We start from the raw sequence: 15,949 nt of genomic DNA on the forward strand, positions 1-15,949 counted from the left end.
ATGATTTTTCCCAGTTCAAATACCTTGCTTTTATAATATTCTTCATTTACCGGTACGATTTCCGTAGTCATGCTTCCGCCTTCTTCCTGCAGTATACTGCCCTTTCAATCCCGCCGTAATCGGTGATCACTTCAAAAGAATCAAATTTACCGGTTTCTTGCAAAAGGTTTACCACTGCATCCGACTGGTGAATGCCAAATTCCGCTGCCAGAAAACCGCCTTCCTTCAGGTGATCTGCTGCGGATACAGCCAGTTTCCTGTAAAAATCAAGACCATCTTTTCCACCATCCAGAGCCAGCAGGGGTTCGTGTCGGACTTCCTGTTCCAATCCTTCTATATCGGCGGAAGGAATATAAGGCGGATTAGTCAAAATCCCGTCAAACACTTCTCCTTCCTCCAGAGCGGTGAGGTAATCCCCCTGACGCCAGGAAACGCGGTCCTCCAGTTTAAATTTCTTTCCGTTCCCTTCTGCCACAGCAAGAGCCTCGGGAGAAATATCCACGCCCAGTCCTTTATCCTCTTTACAGTAATAGAGGAAACTGAGAAGAATGGCACCGCTTCCCGTGCCCAGGTCCGCCACATAAAGCCCCGGTTCATTCCGATGATACTGAATTACCTTTTCCAGCCATGTTTCCGTGTCAGGTCGAGGAATCAGCACATGATCATTCACTGCAAAGGTAAGCCCCATGAATTCTTTTTCTCCCAGAATAGCAGCCGTAGAAATACCACTGACCCTTTTCTGTATATAAGTCCTGTACTGTGCCAGTTCCTGGGGCTCTACGATGAGATCGAATTCAGTATATAGATAAATCCTTGGCTTATGAAGCACATGAGCCAGAAGCAGTTCTGCATCAAGACGGGGAGAATCTATCCGGTGCTGTTCAAAGTAATGCGTGGTCCACTGAATCAGTTTTTTAATGGTCCAGATGGTATTACCGGCCATGAGTCTCCCCTTCTTTCATCCTTCTGGCAAGATCTTCTTCCATAAGACGATCCAGAATAGGATCCATATTGCCGTTCATAAAATCATCAAGCTGGTAAATGCTCATGTTGATACGATGGTCCGTCACTCTTCCCTGAGGATAGTTATAGGTGCGGATTCGTTCTGAACGATCTCCGGAGCCCACCTGATTTTTCCTGTCGGCAGCTTCCCTGCTTCTTGATTCCCGGAGTGCTTTGTCATAGAGCCGGGATTTTAAAATCTGCAGTGCCTTTTCTTTGTTCTGACGCTGGCTTCTTTCATTCTGACAGGTAACTACCATGCCTGTAGGCAGATGGGTAATACGAATAGCCGAGGATGTCTTATTGATATGCTGTCCACCGGCACCGGAGGAACGGTACACATCAATGCGGAGATCTTCCCTTTTCACGTCAATATCCACATCTTCCGCTTCCGGAAGCACTGCCACTGTCACGGCGGAGGTATGAACGCGCCCCTGGCTTTCTGTTTCCGGAATGCGCTGCACTCTGTGTACACCACTTTCAAATTTCAGGATAGAATATGCATTCTTTCCTTCAATTGTGCAGGTTACTTCCTTGAATCCGCCCAGATCCGTTTCATTGGCATCGGCAATTTCCAGTTTCCATCCTTTTCTTTCTGCAAATTTGATGTACATTTTCAGAAGATCCGCGGCAAAAAGAGCTGCTTCCTCGCCGCCGGTACCGGCACGGATTTCAAGGATGACATTCTTTCCATCATTGGGATCCCGGGGAATGAGCATTTTATGGATTTCCAGATCCAGCTCTTCCCTTCTTTTTTCATTCTCCTTGAGATCTTCTTTGGCCAGTTCATGTAGATCCTCCTGGGATTTGTCTTCCAGAATTTCCAGAGAATCTTTACATGCCTGATCTGCTTCCTTGTACTCCCTGTACTTGGCTACTATTTCTCCCAGTTCCGCATGCTCTTTGGAAAGCTTTCTCCATTGATTCTGGTCTGCAATGACGGAAGGGTCACTGAGCTGATCCTCCAAAGTCACATATCGGGCTTCCATGCTTTCCAGTTTATTCGTCTGCATATATTGACTCCTTTATTTGCAATTTCATAAGAAATCCTGTTTTGCTGCATATAATATCAGTATACCATGATGCAGGGTAAAAAAGGGCAGTAAAAAACAGGGCCTGCGCCCTGTTTCTCAGTCGGATGTTTTTCCGTAACGTTTGTTGAACTTTTCGATACGGCCGCGAGCTTTTCCGAAACGCTGCTGTCCTGTATAGAACGGATGGGATTTGCTGCTGATATCAATATTGATCAGCGGATATTCATTACCATCTTCCCATTTCACAGTCTGATTGGAAGTAGCTGTAGAACGGGTCAGGAAAGAGTAGTCAGCACCGATATCACGGAAAACGACTGGATGATAATCCGGATGGATTCCCTTCTTCACTTGTTGCACCTCATTTCAAATACATAGATAATTCTTTGCTATTATAACAAACCACATCATCGAATGCAAGGGAATAAAATGGATTTTTTAAGGAAATGGAAATAAATCCCTTCCCATTCATGGAAAACAGAGATCTCCGTCTCATCATTCCTTTTTCATTAATCTGTCGATATCTTCGAAAAATTTATTTTTCTGTCGGTATCCGATGATGCGTCCCTTTTCTTTTCCATCTTTGAAAAAGACAAAAGTCGGAACACCCTCCAGACCAAACCTTTCGGCCATTTCTTCCTGCTCATCCACATCAATCCGACACAGTCGAACCTGATTTTCAAACTGGGTTTCCACAGCCTGGAACGCCGGAGCCATTACCTGGCAGGGACGGCACCAGGAGGCGCCCAGTTCCAGAAGTACAAATCCCTTTTTCTCAATAAATTCCCGGTCCAGATCAGCGTCTGAATGTATGTCTATGATCATCGTTATGCCTCCTTATATGGATAGAATAGTATATGTTTCACGGCTGAAAGAGGGTTCCTCCCGGATAATTATTCCGCGGCCTGCCGTTTTGTCCAGCTGCTTCTTCATGAAAGGACTTAAGAGTACTTTAGCCACGTCGGCAGAGCAGCGGATTTCCAGGTCTGTTTTAAAAGGGCCTTCCCGCCTTCTGTTTTCCAGATCTTCCAGTATCCTGTCCCCTGCCGCTTCTGCGGATAGGATATGACCGCTGCCGCCGCAGCAGGGACAGATATCATAGTAGTACTGCCAGAGCCGTTTGGTGGTGCGCTTCCTTGTCATTTCTACCAGTCCCAGAGATGTCATACCGCAGACCACCGTTTTTACACGGTCTTCTCTTACAGCGGCCTGCAGAATATGAACCAGTTTCTCTTTTTCCTCTTTCTTTTCCATGTCGATAAAATCTATCATGATGATACCGCCAATGCCCCGAAGGCGGATCTGCCTGGCAATTTCAAGAGCTGCCGAGCGGTTGATAAGGAAAGCCAGTTCATCATGAGGGATGCCTTTTCCCTTGAAGGAACCGGAATTCACATCAATGACCGTAAGAGCTTCGGTATAGTCAATCACCAGTGTGCCGCCGGAAGGAAGAGGAACCACCCGTTCAAAAAGCTGCTGTATCTGACTGTCCACATGGAAATATTGAAAAAGACTTTCCCTCTCCTCAAAGAAAAGGATACGGTCCGGAGACATATCCTGCTCCTCTTCTGCCATTTGTGAAAGACGTTTCCAAACCTCCCGGTCATCTACCAGGATTCGCTCCACGCCCTGGGTCAGATAGTCCCGAAGACTTTTGACTGCCAGATCTCCGTCCCTATATAAAAGAGCCGGTCCTTTTTCCAGAAGATACCGTTTTTCCACCACTTCCATGGTCCGCCGGAGAGAAGCCAGATCCCTTTTGAATTCTTCCTCCCCTGCTGCCTCGGCGGCTGTGCGGACAATGAGTCCCATTCCTGCCGGGCAGATTTCTTTTGCATGACGTCGAAGGAGGTTTCTCTTGGATTCATCAGTAATCTTTTTAGAAATACCGATATATCCGGAACCTGCCAGCGCAACTGCATATTTCCCTGCAAAGCTTACCTTTTCCGTAACCAGAGGTCCTTTGGTCTGCGTACTGTCTTTTTCTACCTGTACCAGTACGGCACTGCCTTCCGTATGAGGAATCGCTTTAGAAATGAGATCACGGGTTCTCAGAAAAGCATTGCGTCCGATACCGATATCCACGAACATGCCGTTCAGGGAAGGAACCACATTTCTAATGATCCCCTTGTACACCCTTCCTACAATATCTTCTTCTCCGGCTCTTTCCACAGCCAGATCGGAAAGTATGTCATTATCCAGCAGGGCAAGAACAGTCTGCTTTGGCCTTACATGGAGAAGAAGCTGCTTCATCCTATTCTCCTTTCAGTAATCCTTTAAAAATTCCTTCATCAAAGAGACCGAGCCTCCTACCATCAAGCCGACGGTAGGTGCCGGTACGGGAGCAGATGAATTCTCCCGGAGTCCAGGGCATATGAAAAGATTCTGCCAGCATTTTCCAGACATCTTTGGGCTGTACCGTTCCTGTACTGCTCCGGATGAGAGAAAAGGTGAGAAAGGCTCGCCCTTCATGAAACGAAACCTGCATGGGTTCAAGAATCATGGGTTTGACATCCATTTCTCTTATTTTTTTGGGTGTTACACGTTTATAGAGGAAGGAAGGCAGACGGTTGAATGCTTCCAGCGATTTTTCCGCCTCTTCCAGATCAGAGGCCGTCGTATTCTCTAAAACGGGGCCTTCCATTTCGTATACATCCTCATTGAATACCGCCACAAATTTGGGCCAGTTTTTTTCAGCTTCTTCCAGAGAATGAATAACAATACCCCGGGGAAGCTGTTGGGAAAGCCGCTCCCTTACTTCATCCTGAGGCATATCCTTCTCCAGTCTCATTTCCAGATACAGTGGATCTGCTGTCACGCCCACTCCCAGGGCAGAATCCAGGGATAATTTCATGTGGGGGTTAAAGCCTTCCGAGAAGGCCACCGGAATTTCCGAGCGCATGACTGCCCTTTCCAATGTACGCAGAAAATCCAGGTGCCCCAGGAAACGAAGTTCCTCACCTTTCGTGATAGACAAAAACAGCCTTTTCATGTGCATTCTCCTCTTTATGATCGATCGGTTTCACATCAAGCACCGGGCATACGGCACAGCCGTTGCAGGGCAGGTGGCGGCAGTCGCCGGTTAATACGCCGCGCTGGGCCAGTCTCCATTCCTTCCGCAGATAATCCTTGCTCACGCCGCAGTCTATATGATCCCAGGGTTCTGCTTCATATTCATCCCGTTTCCGGGCCGCATAGAGATCCGGATCAATTCCGCATTCTTCAAAGCAGCTCATCCAGCGGTCAAAATCAAAAAATTCAGTCCAGCTGTCATACTTACAGCCTTTCTGCCAGGCCTTCAGTATCACCTTTCCCAGCCGCCTGTCCCCACGGGCCAGCACCGCTTCCAGATAGCCCGTCTTCGCATCATGGTAGGCAAACTTGATATGTTTGTCCGTAAAAAGGCTCTTCAAATACTGCTGTTTTCTTTCAATTTCCTCTACGCTGCACTGTGGCATCCACTGGAAGGGCGTAAAGGGTTTTGGCACAAAGCTGGCAACGCTTACCGTAATGCGGCAGCCATATTTGCCGCGGATTTCATGATACAGTTCATTAATCCGTTTGGCCAGATCAGCAATTCCCTTGAGATCTTCATCAGTTTCTGTAGGAAGACCCATCATAAAGTACAGCTTCACCTTATTCCAGCCGCTGCGGAAAGCGTTGGCACAGGCTCCCATAATATCTTCTTCTGTTACACCCTTATTAATTACATCACGAAGGCGCTGGGTACCGGCTTCCGGAGCCAGCGTAAGCCCGCTCTTCCGGACCTGCTGAATCTTCTTGGCAATATCAATGGAAAAAGAATCCACCCGAAGAGACGGCAGGCTCACGGATACTCTGCGGTTTTTAAATGTTTCCAGCAGATGATCTACCAGCTCGGGCAGACAGGAGTAATCGGCGGAAGAAAGAGACATGAGGGAAATTTCATTATATCCCGTATTTCGAATCAGGGTATCTGCAATTTCCTGCAGTTTTTCCTCACTTTTTTCACGGACTGGACGGTAAATCATTCCTGCCTGGCAGAAACGGCAGCCCCTGCTGCAGCCCCGGAACATTTCCAGCACTGCCCTGTCATGGACGATTTCAATGTGGGGAAGGATGGGCTTATCATCAACCTTAACCTTGTCGAAATCAGGAATAATTCTTTTTTTCACCGGAAACTGGGCTGCTTCATCTATGGGGGCAATGGAGCGGAACACGCCATTGTCATAATAGGATACTTTATAAAAGGATGGAGCATAGCAGCCTTTAATGGAAGCCAGCCGCCGGATAATTTCTTTCCTGCCGCCTGGTTTTCCCTCCTTCTTCCATGCTTTAACCAGTTCCGCCATTTCCTCAATGGATTCCTCTGCTTCGCCCACAAAGAAAACATCGAAGAAATCGGCTACCGGTTCTGCATTATACACGCAGGGTCCGCCGGAAACTACAATGGGCTCCTCCTCTTTCCTGTCTTTGGCCAGCAAGGTAATGCCGGAAAGATCCAGCATATTTAAAATGTTGGTATAGCACATTTCGAAGGGCATGGTAAATCCAAGCACATCAAAATCCTTCACCGGACATTTGGATTCCAGGGTATAAAGAGGGATATGTTTTTCTCTCATCAATGCTTCCATATCCACCCAGGGAGCATAGACTCGTTCTGCCAGCGTGTCTTTTCTTTTATTTAATACGCTGTAGATAATTTTAAGTCCCAGATGACTCATGGCCACTTCGTATACATCAGGGAAAGCAAGGGCAACTTTGACATCTACGCTGTCATGGTCTTTGACTATACTGTTCCATTCACCGCCGATATAACGGGCCGGTTTCTGGATATGCATGAGCCATACAGGATCAATTTTTACAGGATTCATGTTCACTCCTAATCAAACATCAGCTTTTTACGCCGCAGATAAATATTCATCAAAAGGCCTACGCACAGAAGATTCATCATCAGTGCACTTCCACCGTAGCTCATAAATGGAAGCGGGATGCCGGTAACCGGCATGATCCCCAGGGTCATTCCCACATTGATAAAGATCTGGAAAAGCCACATGGAAAATATGCCGCAGGCCAAAAGACTGCCGAAGGCATCTCCCGAGGATCGGGAAATCATAATGGTACGATAAAGAAGAATAAGGTACAGGAACAGTACGAAAATGGCACCGACAAATCCCAGCTCTTCACCAATGACAGAAAAGATAAAATCCGTATGGTTTTCTGGCAGGAAGTTCAGCTGACTCTGGGTGCCGGCAAAAAGCCCCTGTCCTATAAATCCACCGCTGCCGATGGAAATTTTAGACTGTATGACGTGATACCCTGATCCATAGGGATCCACACTGGGATTGAAGAGTACCAGGATACGCATTTTCTGATAGCTGTGCAGCACGAAAAACCAGATGACCGGAAAAGCGACGACAAAAGCCAAAGCGGCCTTCTTCACCAGTTTCATATTCAAGCCGCAGATATAAAGCATGCCAAAGGTTATAGCCATAAAAACAAGACTGGTTCCCAAATCAGGCTGAATAAAGATAAGAAGTGTAGGCAGTGCCATGAGGCCTGCTACAGGAATCAGGCTTTTCCAGGTGCGGTATCCGCTTTTATTATTGGAAAGAAGACGGGCCAGGCATATGATCATAATGATTTTGGCAAATTCAGAAGGCTGCAGTGTAAAAGGCCCGATCTGGATCCACCGCTGTGCCCCCAGTGCACTGGTACCGGCAAACTTAACAACCAGCAGCATGACTGCATTGATTATATAGAGGACCGGCACGAAGCGATAGAGTTTCCTGTAATCGAAGTACAGCGAACCTCCTGCCACCGCCAGCCCCACCAGAAGGAATACCCCCTGTTTAATCACAAAATCAAACTGGCCGGGATGATCCGGCACATTGGCATGGGTCGCACTGGCTATAATAAGAAGCGATACGGCTGCCAGGCCCAGCACCGTCATCAGAAGGGTACTGTCAATCCTGCGCCAGTAACGAATGAGGTTCATAGTCTGTCATCTCCTCCGCTGCCACTTATACGCCCGGCTGCCGGAATTCCAGGACAAACAATGCCTGCTTTTTTGCACGCCTTTATCATTTCTTTCTTTCATCGCTTCCTCATTTTCCTGATCTGCCATCCGCAAAAAGCTCATCCATCGGCTTTGTGGAATTTCCTTATTTTTCAGCACAGATCGCAGCACATCATAAAGAGCCCTGCCAAAAGCACTTTCTTCCTTGAATTCAGTAATTCTGCCATGATTGGACAGGAAATCCGCTTTCAGGGAATAAGGAATCACTCCGCCAAAAACTTCGGGATCCAAAGTATCATAGACTTCCTCAAAGGACAATCCGCCCCCTGCTGTTTCCGAAAACCGGTTCAATACATAGGTATAGGACTTCCCTTTTAAGGCAGAAAGCAGTCTGTCCGCATTCCTCTTGGAAGACCAGGAAGGCGCCACCAGAAGAAGAACGCGGTCAGACAGCCGGAAGGCCGTATCAATACCCTTGCCCATGCCGGCAGGGCAGTCAATCAGTATATAGTCGAAAAGGCGGCGGATATCATCCAGCACCATATCCATAGCCGCCGGAAAAACAGTCTCCCAGGATTCCTTCTGGGAGGCGGGAAGAAAATAGAGATGGGACGTGACGGGAAGCAGTACGTCTTCTAAAAAGCAGCCGCCTTCCGCCAAATCGCAGATATTATAGAAGCAGTCATTTTCCAGGCCAAGAATGAGGTCCATATTTCTCAGCCCCATATCTCCGTCAATGAGGAGAACTTTTTTACCGGCCCGGGCAAGGGTAATACCAAGGGAGGCTGTCACCAGGGTCTTTCCTACGCCTCCTTTACCGGAAGCTGTTGAAAGTATCAATGCCATTACTGTTTACCTCCATTTTTATCCTTTTTGTCTTCCGCATTTTTCCCCGGTGCGTAGTCACCTAAATGGAAGTAGGCATTCATAATCTGTTTGACCACCGGCGCAGCGGATTCCGAACCGAATCCGCTGTGTTCAAACATGCAGAGCACCACGATTTCAGGCTTGTCAAAAGGCCCATAGGCCACGAACCAGCCATTATCCAGTCCGTTTGTTTCTGCCGTACCGGATTTACCGGCTGTAGCAATAGGATAATCGGCAAACAGGGCACCGCCGGTGCCGTTCTTGCTCATAACCATGCGAAGGGCCTGATGAAGATCATCCAGTGTTGCCTTCGATACAGGAAGAGTTCCCATTTTTTCAGGAGAATAAATTTTAAGCGGAGTTCCGTCCAGCTTGTCAATACGGTTGACCAGGTAAGGCTTGTACCGGAAGCCGCCATTGGCAATAGAGGAATACACCATGGCCATCTGAATCGGCGTAGTCAGAGTAAAGCTCTGGCCAATAGCCGCATCCATAGTTTCCCCAAGGTACCAGTCCTGTTTAAATACCTTTTTCTTATATTCCTCACTGGCTACGTTGCCTTCCGCTTCACCGGCCAGATCAATGCCTGTAGGCTTTCCAAGGCCATATTCTCCTGCCATGGCGGAAATGCGGTCAATGCCAAGCCGGCGTCCCATTTCATAGAAATATACGTTATCCGATTTTTCTACAGCTTCGTAGAAATTAATCCAGCCGAAAGCTTCACCTTCCGAATTTCTCTTGTCTACCAGCCAGTGTTTCCCGCTGTCGAAAATCCTTTCATCCGGTGTGGTCACTTTGGATTCCAGCGCTGCGGAACCGGTAATTACTTTAAAAAGAGAGCCTGGAGGATACATGGCGGCAATAGTTCTATTCTGCATGGGATGGTTCTTGTTATTAATGATCTTATTCCATTCCTCAGAGGAAATTCCTTTGCTGAAATGGTTGGGATCATAGCTGGGCCAGCTGACCATGGCAAGGACCGCCCCGGTATTGGGATCGATGGCCACTGCAGAAGCGCCGGTCGGAAATACACCGGAATGAGCCAGCGTGCGTACCTGCTGTTCAATGGCATCTTCTGCCGCTTTCTGGAGATTTGCATCCAGAGTAAGACGCACGTTATTTCCTGATACGGCAGCATCGCCTCCCACATAGCGTACCGGCTGACCGGAAGCGTTAACCTCTACAGTACGGGAACCGTTCTTCCCTTCCAGATACTGGTTATACTGCCGTTCCAGTCCGGAACGGCCCACCAGCGTAGCAGTCCGGTAGGGATTTCCCTCTGCATCCCGGTCATCGGGGCCTGCTTCTCCTACATACCCCAGTACCTGGGCACCGGCAGGACCCATGGGGTATACGCGAAGCGGATTGACTTCGATTTCAATACCGGGATAATCATCTTTCTTTTCTTCAATCTGTGTGGCTACATCAATACCCACATCATTAGCCAGATAAATCGCACCAAAAGCAAGCTTATTATCATCAATCTTTTTCTTGATTTCTTCCGGCGCTACTTTAAGAAGCTGAGACAGACGGTTCAATTCATCATCAGATAAGGAATTTCCTTTTCTTTCCACCGGCATGATAACACTGTAGGCAGGTCTGGATCCTGCCAGAATCACACCGTTTCTATCATACATGACCCCTCTTGCCGCCTGCTGCGGAAGATGGCGGATCCGGTTGCCATCGGCTTCTTCCTTATAATAACTGCCGTCCACCACCTGCATCCAGAATAAACGGGCGCCCAGGATAAAAAGAAGGATCATAGCCACATAAATCATGCGGGCATATCGCGACTCTTCCCGGTTTTTAACCAGTTTATCCAAAATAGAAGGAATATGTTTTTTTACCAACGGGGTTCCTCCTCCCGTTTCAACATCCATACTATATTATGCAGAACCAGGGAGCATCCTCCATTCATAAGTACCAGGGGAATTCCCAGATAAACGAAATAAAACAGGGAAGGATACCGGCTGCCGGCCCATCCCATAATAATACTGGAAAAACATACATAAATTACAGAAGCCAGGAGCACTGCCAGAAGCGACACATACCAGTGTTTGTTATAGCGGTCCCTGCCGAATTTCAAAAAAAGAAGAGTAATAACCAGATAGGGCAGAAGATGGAGCCCGAAGAAATTACTGGTCACAATATCCTGCAGAAAGCCACCTATCCCAGCCAGTATCAATGCAGACCGACGGTCTACAATAACCGAAGACAGTGCAATCACCGTCAGCCATAAGTCAGGCTGCATGATCCCATTAAAAAGAAAGGGCAGAAAAGATGACTGCAGCAGAAAAATGACGGCACTGAGAACCACAAGGCTGTAGGTACTCATCATTTATCACCTGCCTGCTGTCTATTCGGATTCATAGGCGGTTCAATCTTGGGAGGCTTCACCGTAATGCTTTCAGGACTTGTCTTCTGAATATGATCGGTAATGACAAAGACTTCTTCCATATGAGAAAAATCAGCCGCCGGTTTGATTTCTGCAGACTGGGTTCCCCCTTCTGCATCCACATTAACCTTTTCCACCGTTCCGATCACATATCCCTTGGGATACACGCCGCCATAACCGGAAGTCACAATGGTATCTCCCTTAATCACATCCGCTTCCTTGGGAAGGGAAACCAAAGAAAGATAGCCCGGATTGCCGCTGTTTCCGCTCACCATGGAAACAACCCGGGAAGCAGGACGCTGCACAATCCCTCCGATAGTGGTTCTTGGATCCAAAAGAAGCTGCACCCTTGCGGAATTCAGGTATACTTCACTGACAAAACCAACAATACCGGAAGGAACAATAACGGGCATATATTTTTTAAGGCCGCTGTCTTCTCCCCGATCAATGACCATGGTATGGGTCCAGCCGCCATAATCCCTTTCTATGACAGAAGCGCCCAGCATATGATAGCTGGTATAGCCCTGCTTGAACTGTAAAAGACCGCGGAGGCGAATATTCTCCGCCAGAATCTCACTGTAGTGGTTTTGTTCCGAACGGAGACTTTCATTTTCCTTCCGCAGCTCGTCCAGTTCTTTCCAGTTGGAGAAGACCTGCTGCAGCAGTCCCAGACTGTTTTCTCCCATCCAGGCTACTCTGCTCACCCCATATTCAAAGGGAGCAGCACCTACGGACAGGGGCTGGGATACAAAAGGAATATACTCCCTGTGCCGCCAGAACCAGCCACAGCTTCCCAGAAATGCAAAAAGTATAAAAATACTTATTATTTTTTTCTTACTGAAGAATATCAAAATCAAGCTCCCCCATAATATTTGTCACCGTTTTCAATAAGCAGAGAATGCTCCTTATCCATCATACAAGCCTTGAAGCAGCCTTTGGCAACCACCGACGCGGGATCCGCAGGAATGGAAACAGGGATATGAAGCTCATCGGAAAGCCAGTCGCGAAGGCCATCCAGAAGCGCACTGCCGCCGGACAAAAGCATGCCGTTTTTTAAAAAATCATCAGCCATTTCCGGTGTCGCACGGCGCATGACACGGCGTATGAGGTGAAGCACCGGCTGCATAATATGCTGCATTACTGAACTCATCTCATCCACGGAAAGTTCCACTACCACTTCGACCCCATCACCGATACGCCGGCCTCGTACAGTAAAAGCACTGCCGCTGCCGGTCCCGGTGAGGGAAAGAACTTCGCTTTTTAACTTTTCAGCCTGTTCCAGACCGATCATCATGCTGTATCTGTCCTGAATATGACGGCAGATTCCAAGATCAATAGCATGGCCGCCGAAGGAAATGCCCTCCTGGGCCACAATGCCTTCACAGCCATAAATCCCGATATCTGAAACATCCCTGCCTATAACCAGGGAAAGTACTACCGAGGGAACTCCCATATCCTTACCGGCACCAATAGCTGCCGCTGCCGGTGACGGAATCAGATAGACTCCCTGGGCACCGGCATGAATAAGTGCATCCACCAGAGCATGACGGGTTACAGAACTGATTTCTGCCGGAATGGCCACCATGAGGCTGGGCCGGCTCACAGACCGGTGAAGAGCTTTATTCAAAAAGAAACGCAGCATGGACTTCGTCATTTCGTAGTCTGCAATCACTCCATTTTTGACCGGCCATTCCAGAGTATTATTTTCCGGTTCCTTATGATAGCGGATCAATGCATCCGTTCCAAATCCCAGGATCTGCCCGCTTATATTATCTACCACAGCCGTACTGGCTTCTTCTAATATAATTTTATCACGCTGATATATCCGAACCTGGGAAGATCCCATATCTACTCCCAGACAGTTCAACATTGCGGAAAACATTCTATACATACCACCTTTTCCAAAGGATTCGTTTTATTATACCATGGATAGGAAGGTGAATACAGGGAAATCTTACCGGTTACGGCTGAGAAGCCCCTGTAGAAACATATAATGTAAAATAAACAATAATCCCGAATAGCCATGCAATAAAAATTCTGCAAGACAGCAGCCTTGCCTTTTTCCTATTTTTTATCTTCTATCCGGTTTCCGATTATTTCTTTTTTCTAATTTTTATTTTCCATTCTTCACTTTGAATCCCTGCTTCTATTATCATTAATCTAACTTATTATATTTTTAAAACATACTGTTTCGTATCTTAATTTTTTGCCTATAAAAATTAGTAAATTGCAAAATTATAATTGACTTTACAATAATGTTGTACTAAACTAAAGGCATGTAAAGTACAGCGGTTCAAAAGCATACAAGTACGTGGGAAATATCTTGTATGCCTGAAATTTTGACTGTACAAAATCCTGATTTTCAGGAAATTTTCAAAGGAGTGATTTTTCATGAAAAGAAGTATTAAAAGTGTTTTAACTGCATCTATGGCAGCTCTCTGTGTTATGGGAATGGGTATGTCCGTCAATGCCTATGAACTGAATCCGGAAGTTAAGGACGTAACCCCAGCCCTCCGCGAAGCTTCTACAGTAGGTGTATGGACACATGAAAATCCGGCTATGAAAAATGCACCAAACAAAGATGCTATTCTTGTTATGACTTTCGGTACTACCTTCACCGATACCCGTCATAAGACCATTGATGCCGTAGAAAAAGCCATTCAGGAAGCTAACCCGAATGTACCGGTATACGAAGCTTATACCTCCCATATTATTATTGACCGCGTAAAAGCAAAAGAAGGCATCACCAAAATGACTCCGGAAGAAGCTTTCGCTAAGCTGAAATCCGAAGGCTATACCCGTGTAGCTGTCGTTTCTCTGGACGTAATCCCAGGCATGGAATACAGCTATGATTCCGTTGTAACCAAGATGCAGGCTCCAAACTTCAAGAAAATTTCCCTCGCTACTCCTCTCATGTACTTCCAGGGTACTGAAGGAGAACCGGATCAGGTTGTTGATTTCCTGAAAGCAGTTTCCACCCAGTTCCCGAAGATGGGCGCTCATGATGCTACCCTGATTATGGCTCACGGCACTCCACATCCGGGCAACGCTTACTACAGCGTTATCCAGGATAGACTCCACCAGCTGGGCATGAACAATGTATTTGTTTACTCCGTTGAAGGCCGTCCGAACCTGGAAGATGTCATTCCGAAACTGAAAGCAGGCGGCTTCACCCATGTAACCCTCATGCCGATCATGATGGTTGCCGGTGACCATGCAAACAATGATATGGCCGGTTCTGATCCGGATTCCCACAAGAGCCAGCTGGAAGCACAGGGCTTCAAAGTATCCACCTACATCCATGGCCTTGGTGAAAATGCAGCTGTCCGCAACATTTATGTACAGCGCGCTAACGAAGCACTGGCAGAACTGCAGAAATAATTTGTGGTATGATATGTAAGAGATGATTTGTCTCTGCATGTAAAAGACCCCTTCGTCATCTCGGCGAAGGGGTCTATTTCATCATTTCCAAGGAGAACCAAATGAAAAAATTGTTAGCAGCAGCGGCGGCTGCGGTCCTTTGCCTGTCCCTCACCGCCTGCGGCTCCACCAAACCGGCTGCCAGCACCAGCGGCGTTTCTTACACCTATAAAGATCAGGCCATTACCATGAAAGCAGCTCCACAAAGAATCGTAGAACTTTCTGCACCTCTTCTTAATATGGCCTATGCTGTAGGCGGTACATCCATTGCCCGTCCTGAAACCTCCAGTCCCATTCCGGAAGAAGCAAAATCCCTCCCTACCCTTGGCCACGTACAGAATATCAATATGGAAACTCTGGTAGGAATGAAACCGGATCTTGTCCTGGGTGAAAAAAACCAGAATTCCAAACTGGAATCCCTTCTCAAAAGCAATCAAATCCCCTACGTACTCATCCAATATGACGGCATCAATGATAATGTGCCTCTCCTCAAGTTTATGGGCCAGCTTTATAACCAGCAGGCAAAAGCAGACAATGTTATCAAAACCTATGAAGACGGAGTAAAAGCCGTCGAAGATAAAGCCGCTTCCAAAACGCCGGCCAAGGTGGCTGTCCTTCGTGCCACCGGTAAGGATGTAACGGCAGAAACTCCGAAATCGATCTGTGCTTCCATGGTAGAAATGCTGAAAATGGACAATGTCATCACCAGTCACAAAGATATCAAGTTGGACAGCAAGACCGTCCCCTACTCTCTGGAACAGCTCTCAGCCGATGATCCGGACACTATCTTCATCGTCACCATGGGCAAGCAGGACGAAATCAACAAGAAACTGGATGAATCCATGAGAAGCAACCCTTCCTGGGCCCATCTGAAGGCAGTGCAGACGAACCATGTATACTTTCTGGAACCGGATCTGTTCCTCATGAACCCGGGAATCCGTACGCCGGAAGCTATGGAAAAACTGTATAAACTGACTTACGGTGAATAACAAACAACAGGTAAATGAAAAAAAGATGCCCTTCAGCAGGGTATCTTTTTTGTGTTGAAAATTCATTTTTTCTCCAGGGATAAATTCCAGCAGATGATGGATTTTGACCGGCTTTGCAGAAAGGCTGCATTCCCCTTATAAAAGAGGATTTGAATAGGTGGAGAACTGCTGAATTTACAGCAATTCTCCCTGATGCTCCATCATAAAATGGATAAAATACTTACCTGCCAAAGGAAGTTCATTTGCA

General features: G+C 47.1%; 15 protein-coding genes. 2 read left to right on the top strand and 13 right to left on the bottom strand.

Annotated elements, in window-relative coordinates:
• Positions 1-67 precede the first annotated feature (67 nt).
• The 13 genes from prmC to ACI4N7_RS01330 form a co-directional block, all read right to left on the bottom strand.
• On the bottom strand, positions 68-943 hold the full coding sequence (prmC, locus tag ACI4N7_RS01270; RefSeq protein WP_439731558.1) for a peptide chain release factor N(5)-glutamine methyltransferase: 876 nt from the start codon (positions 941-943) through the stop codon (positions 68-70).
• Positions 933-2,015 carry a peptide chain release factor 1 gene (prfA, locus tag ACI4N7_RS01275; RefSeq protein WP_439731559.1) on the bottom strand — a complete coding sequence of 361 codons (1,083 nt, stop codon included), beginning with the start codon at positions 2,013-2,015 and terminating at the stop codon, positions 933-935. The genes prmC and prfA overlap by 11 nt, the downstream gene beginning before the upstream one ends.
• A 117-nt stretch (positions 2,016-2,132) precedes the next feature.
• On the bottom strand, positions 2,133-2,384 hold the full coding sequence (locus ACI4N7_RS01280) for a type B 50S ribosomal protein L31 (protein WP_008858969.1): 252 nt from the start codon (positions 2,382-2,384) through the stop codon (positions 2,133-2,135).
• Positions 2,385-2,528: 144 nt separating this feature from the next.
• The gene (locus ACI4N7_RS01285; RefSeq protein WP_439731560.1) at positions 2,529-2,858 is read right to left on the bottom strand and encodes a thioredoxin family protein; all 330 of its coding nucleotides are present in this window, start codon (positions 2,856-2,858) and stop codon (positions 2,529-2,531) included.
• Between the two features lie 12 nt (positions 2,859-2,870).
• Positions 2,871-4,286 carry an Rne/Rng family ribonuclease gene (locus tag ACI4N7_RS01290; RefSeq protein ID WP_439731561.1) on the bottom strand — a complete coding sequence of 472 codons (1,416 nt, stop codon included), beginning with the start codon at positions 4,284-4,286 and terminating at the stop codon, positions 2,871-2,873.
• A 1-nt stretch (position 4,287) separates the two neighbouring features.
• On the bottom strand, positions 4,288-5,010 hold the full coding sequence (locus tag ACI4N7_RS01295) for a TIGR03936 family radical SAM-associated protein (protein WP_439731562.1): 723 nt from the start codon (positions 5,008-5,010) through the stop codon (positions 4,288-4,290).
• The gene (locus ACI4N7_RS01300; protein ID WP_439731563.1) at positions 4,991-6,886 is read right to left on the bottom strand and encodes a TIGR03960 family B12-binding radical SAM protein; all 1,896 of its coding nucleotides are present in this window, start codon (positions 6,884-6,886) and stop codon (positions 4,991-4,993) included. Before ACI4N7_RS01300 ends, ACI4N7_RS01295 begins: the two co-directional genes overlap by 20 nt.
• A gap of 8 nt (positions 6,887-6,894) precedes the next feature.
• The gene (gene rodA / locus ACI4N7_RS01305; protein ID WP_439731564.1) at positions 6,895-8,010 is read right to left on the bottom strand and encodes a rod shape-determining protein RodA; all 1,116 of its coding nucleotides are present in this window, start codon (positions 8,008-8,010) and stop codon (positions 6,895-6,897) included.
• 6 nt (positions 8,011-8,016) lie between these two features.
• Complete coding sequence (locus ACI4N7_RS01310) at positions 8,017-8,871, bottom strand: AAA family ATPase (protein WP_439731565.1); 855 nt, start codon at positions 8,869-8,871, stop codon at positions 8,017-8,019.
• Between the two features lie 5 nt (positions 8,872-8,876).
• On the bottom strand, positions 8,877-10,748 hold the full coding sequence (gene mrdA / locus ACI4N7_RS01315) for a penicillin-binding protein 2 (protein ID WP_439731566.1): 1,872 nt from the start codon (positions 10,746-10,748) through the stop codon (positions 8,877-8,879).
• Positions 10,742-11,236, bottom strand: a complete 495-nt coding sequence (mreD, locus tag ACI4N7_RS01320) for a rod shape-determining protein MreD (protein WP_439731567.1) — start codon at positions 11,234-11,236, stop codon at positions 10,742-10,744. The genes mrdA and mreD overlap by 7 nt, the downstream gene beginning before the upstream one ends.
• Positions 11,233-12,150, bottom strand: a complete 918-nt coding sequence (gene mreC, locus ACI4N7_RS01325; RefSeq protein ID WP_439731568.1) for a rod shape-determining protein MreC — start codon at positions 12,148-12,150, stop codon at positions 11,233-11,235. Before mreC ends, mreD begins: the two co-directional genes overlap by 4 nt.
• Entirely contained in the window at positions 12,147-13,175 is a 1,029-nt protein-coding gene (locus tag ACI4N7_RS01330) for a rod shape-determining protein (protein ID WP_439731569.1), read from the bottom strand. Before ACI4N7_RS01330 ends, mreC begins: the two co-directional genes overlap by 4 nt.
• A 509-nt stretch (positions 13,176-13,684) precedes the next feature.
• Here ACI4N7_RS01330 and ACI4N7_RS01335 point away from each other — a divergent pair.
• Both ACI4N7_RS01335 and ACI4N7_RS01340 read left to right on the top strand, forming a co-directional pair.
• The gene (locus ACI4N7_RS01335) at positions 13,685-14,674 is read left to right on the top strand and encodes a sirohydrochlorin cobaltochelatase (protein ID WP_439731570.1); all 990 of its coding nucleotides are present in this window, start codon (positions 13,685-13,687) and stop codon (positions 14,672-14,674) included.
• A 101-nt stretch (positions 14,675-14,775) separates the two neighbouring features.
• Positions 14,776-15,702: an ABC transporter substrate-binding protein gene (locus ACI4N7_RS01340; protein WP_439731571.1), complete on the top strand. Its 927-nt coding sequence runs from the start codon at positions 14,776-14,778 to the stop codon at positions 15,700-15,702.
• Positions 15,703-15,949 lie beyond the last annotated feature (247 nt).

The sequence above is a fragment of the Dialister sp. genome, from assembly GCF_051885895.1.
Taxonomy (GTDB): Bacteria; Bacillota; Negativicutes; order Veillonellales; family Dialisteraceae; genus Dialister.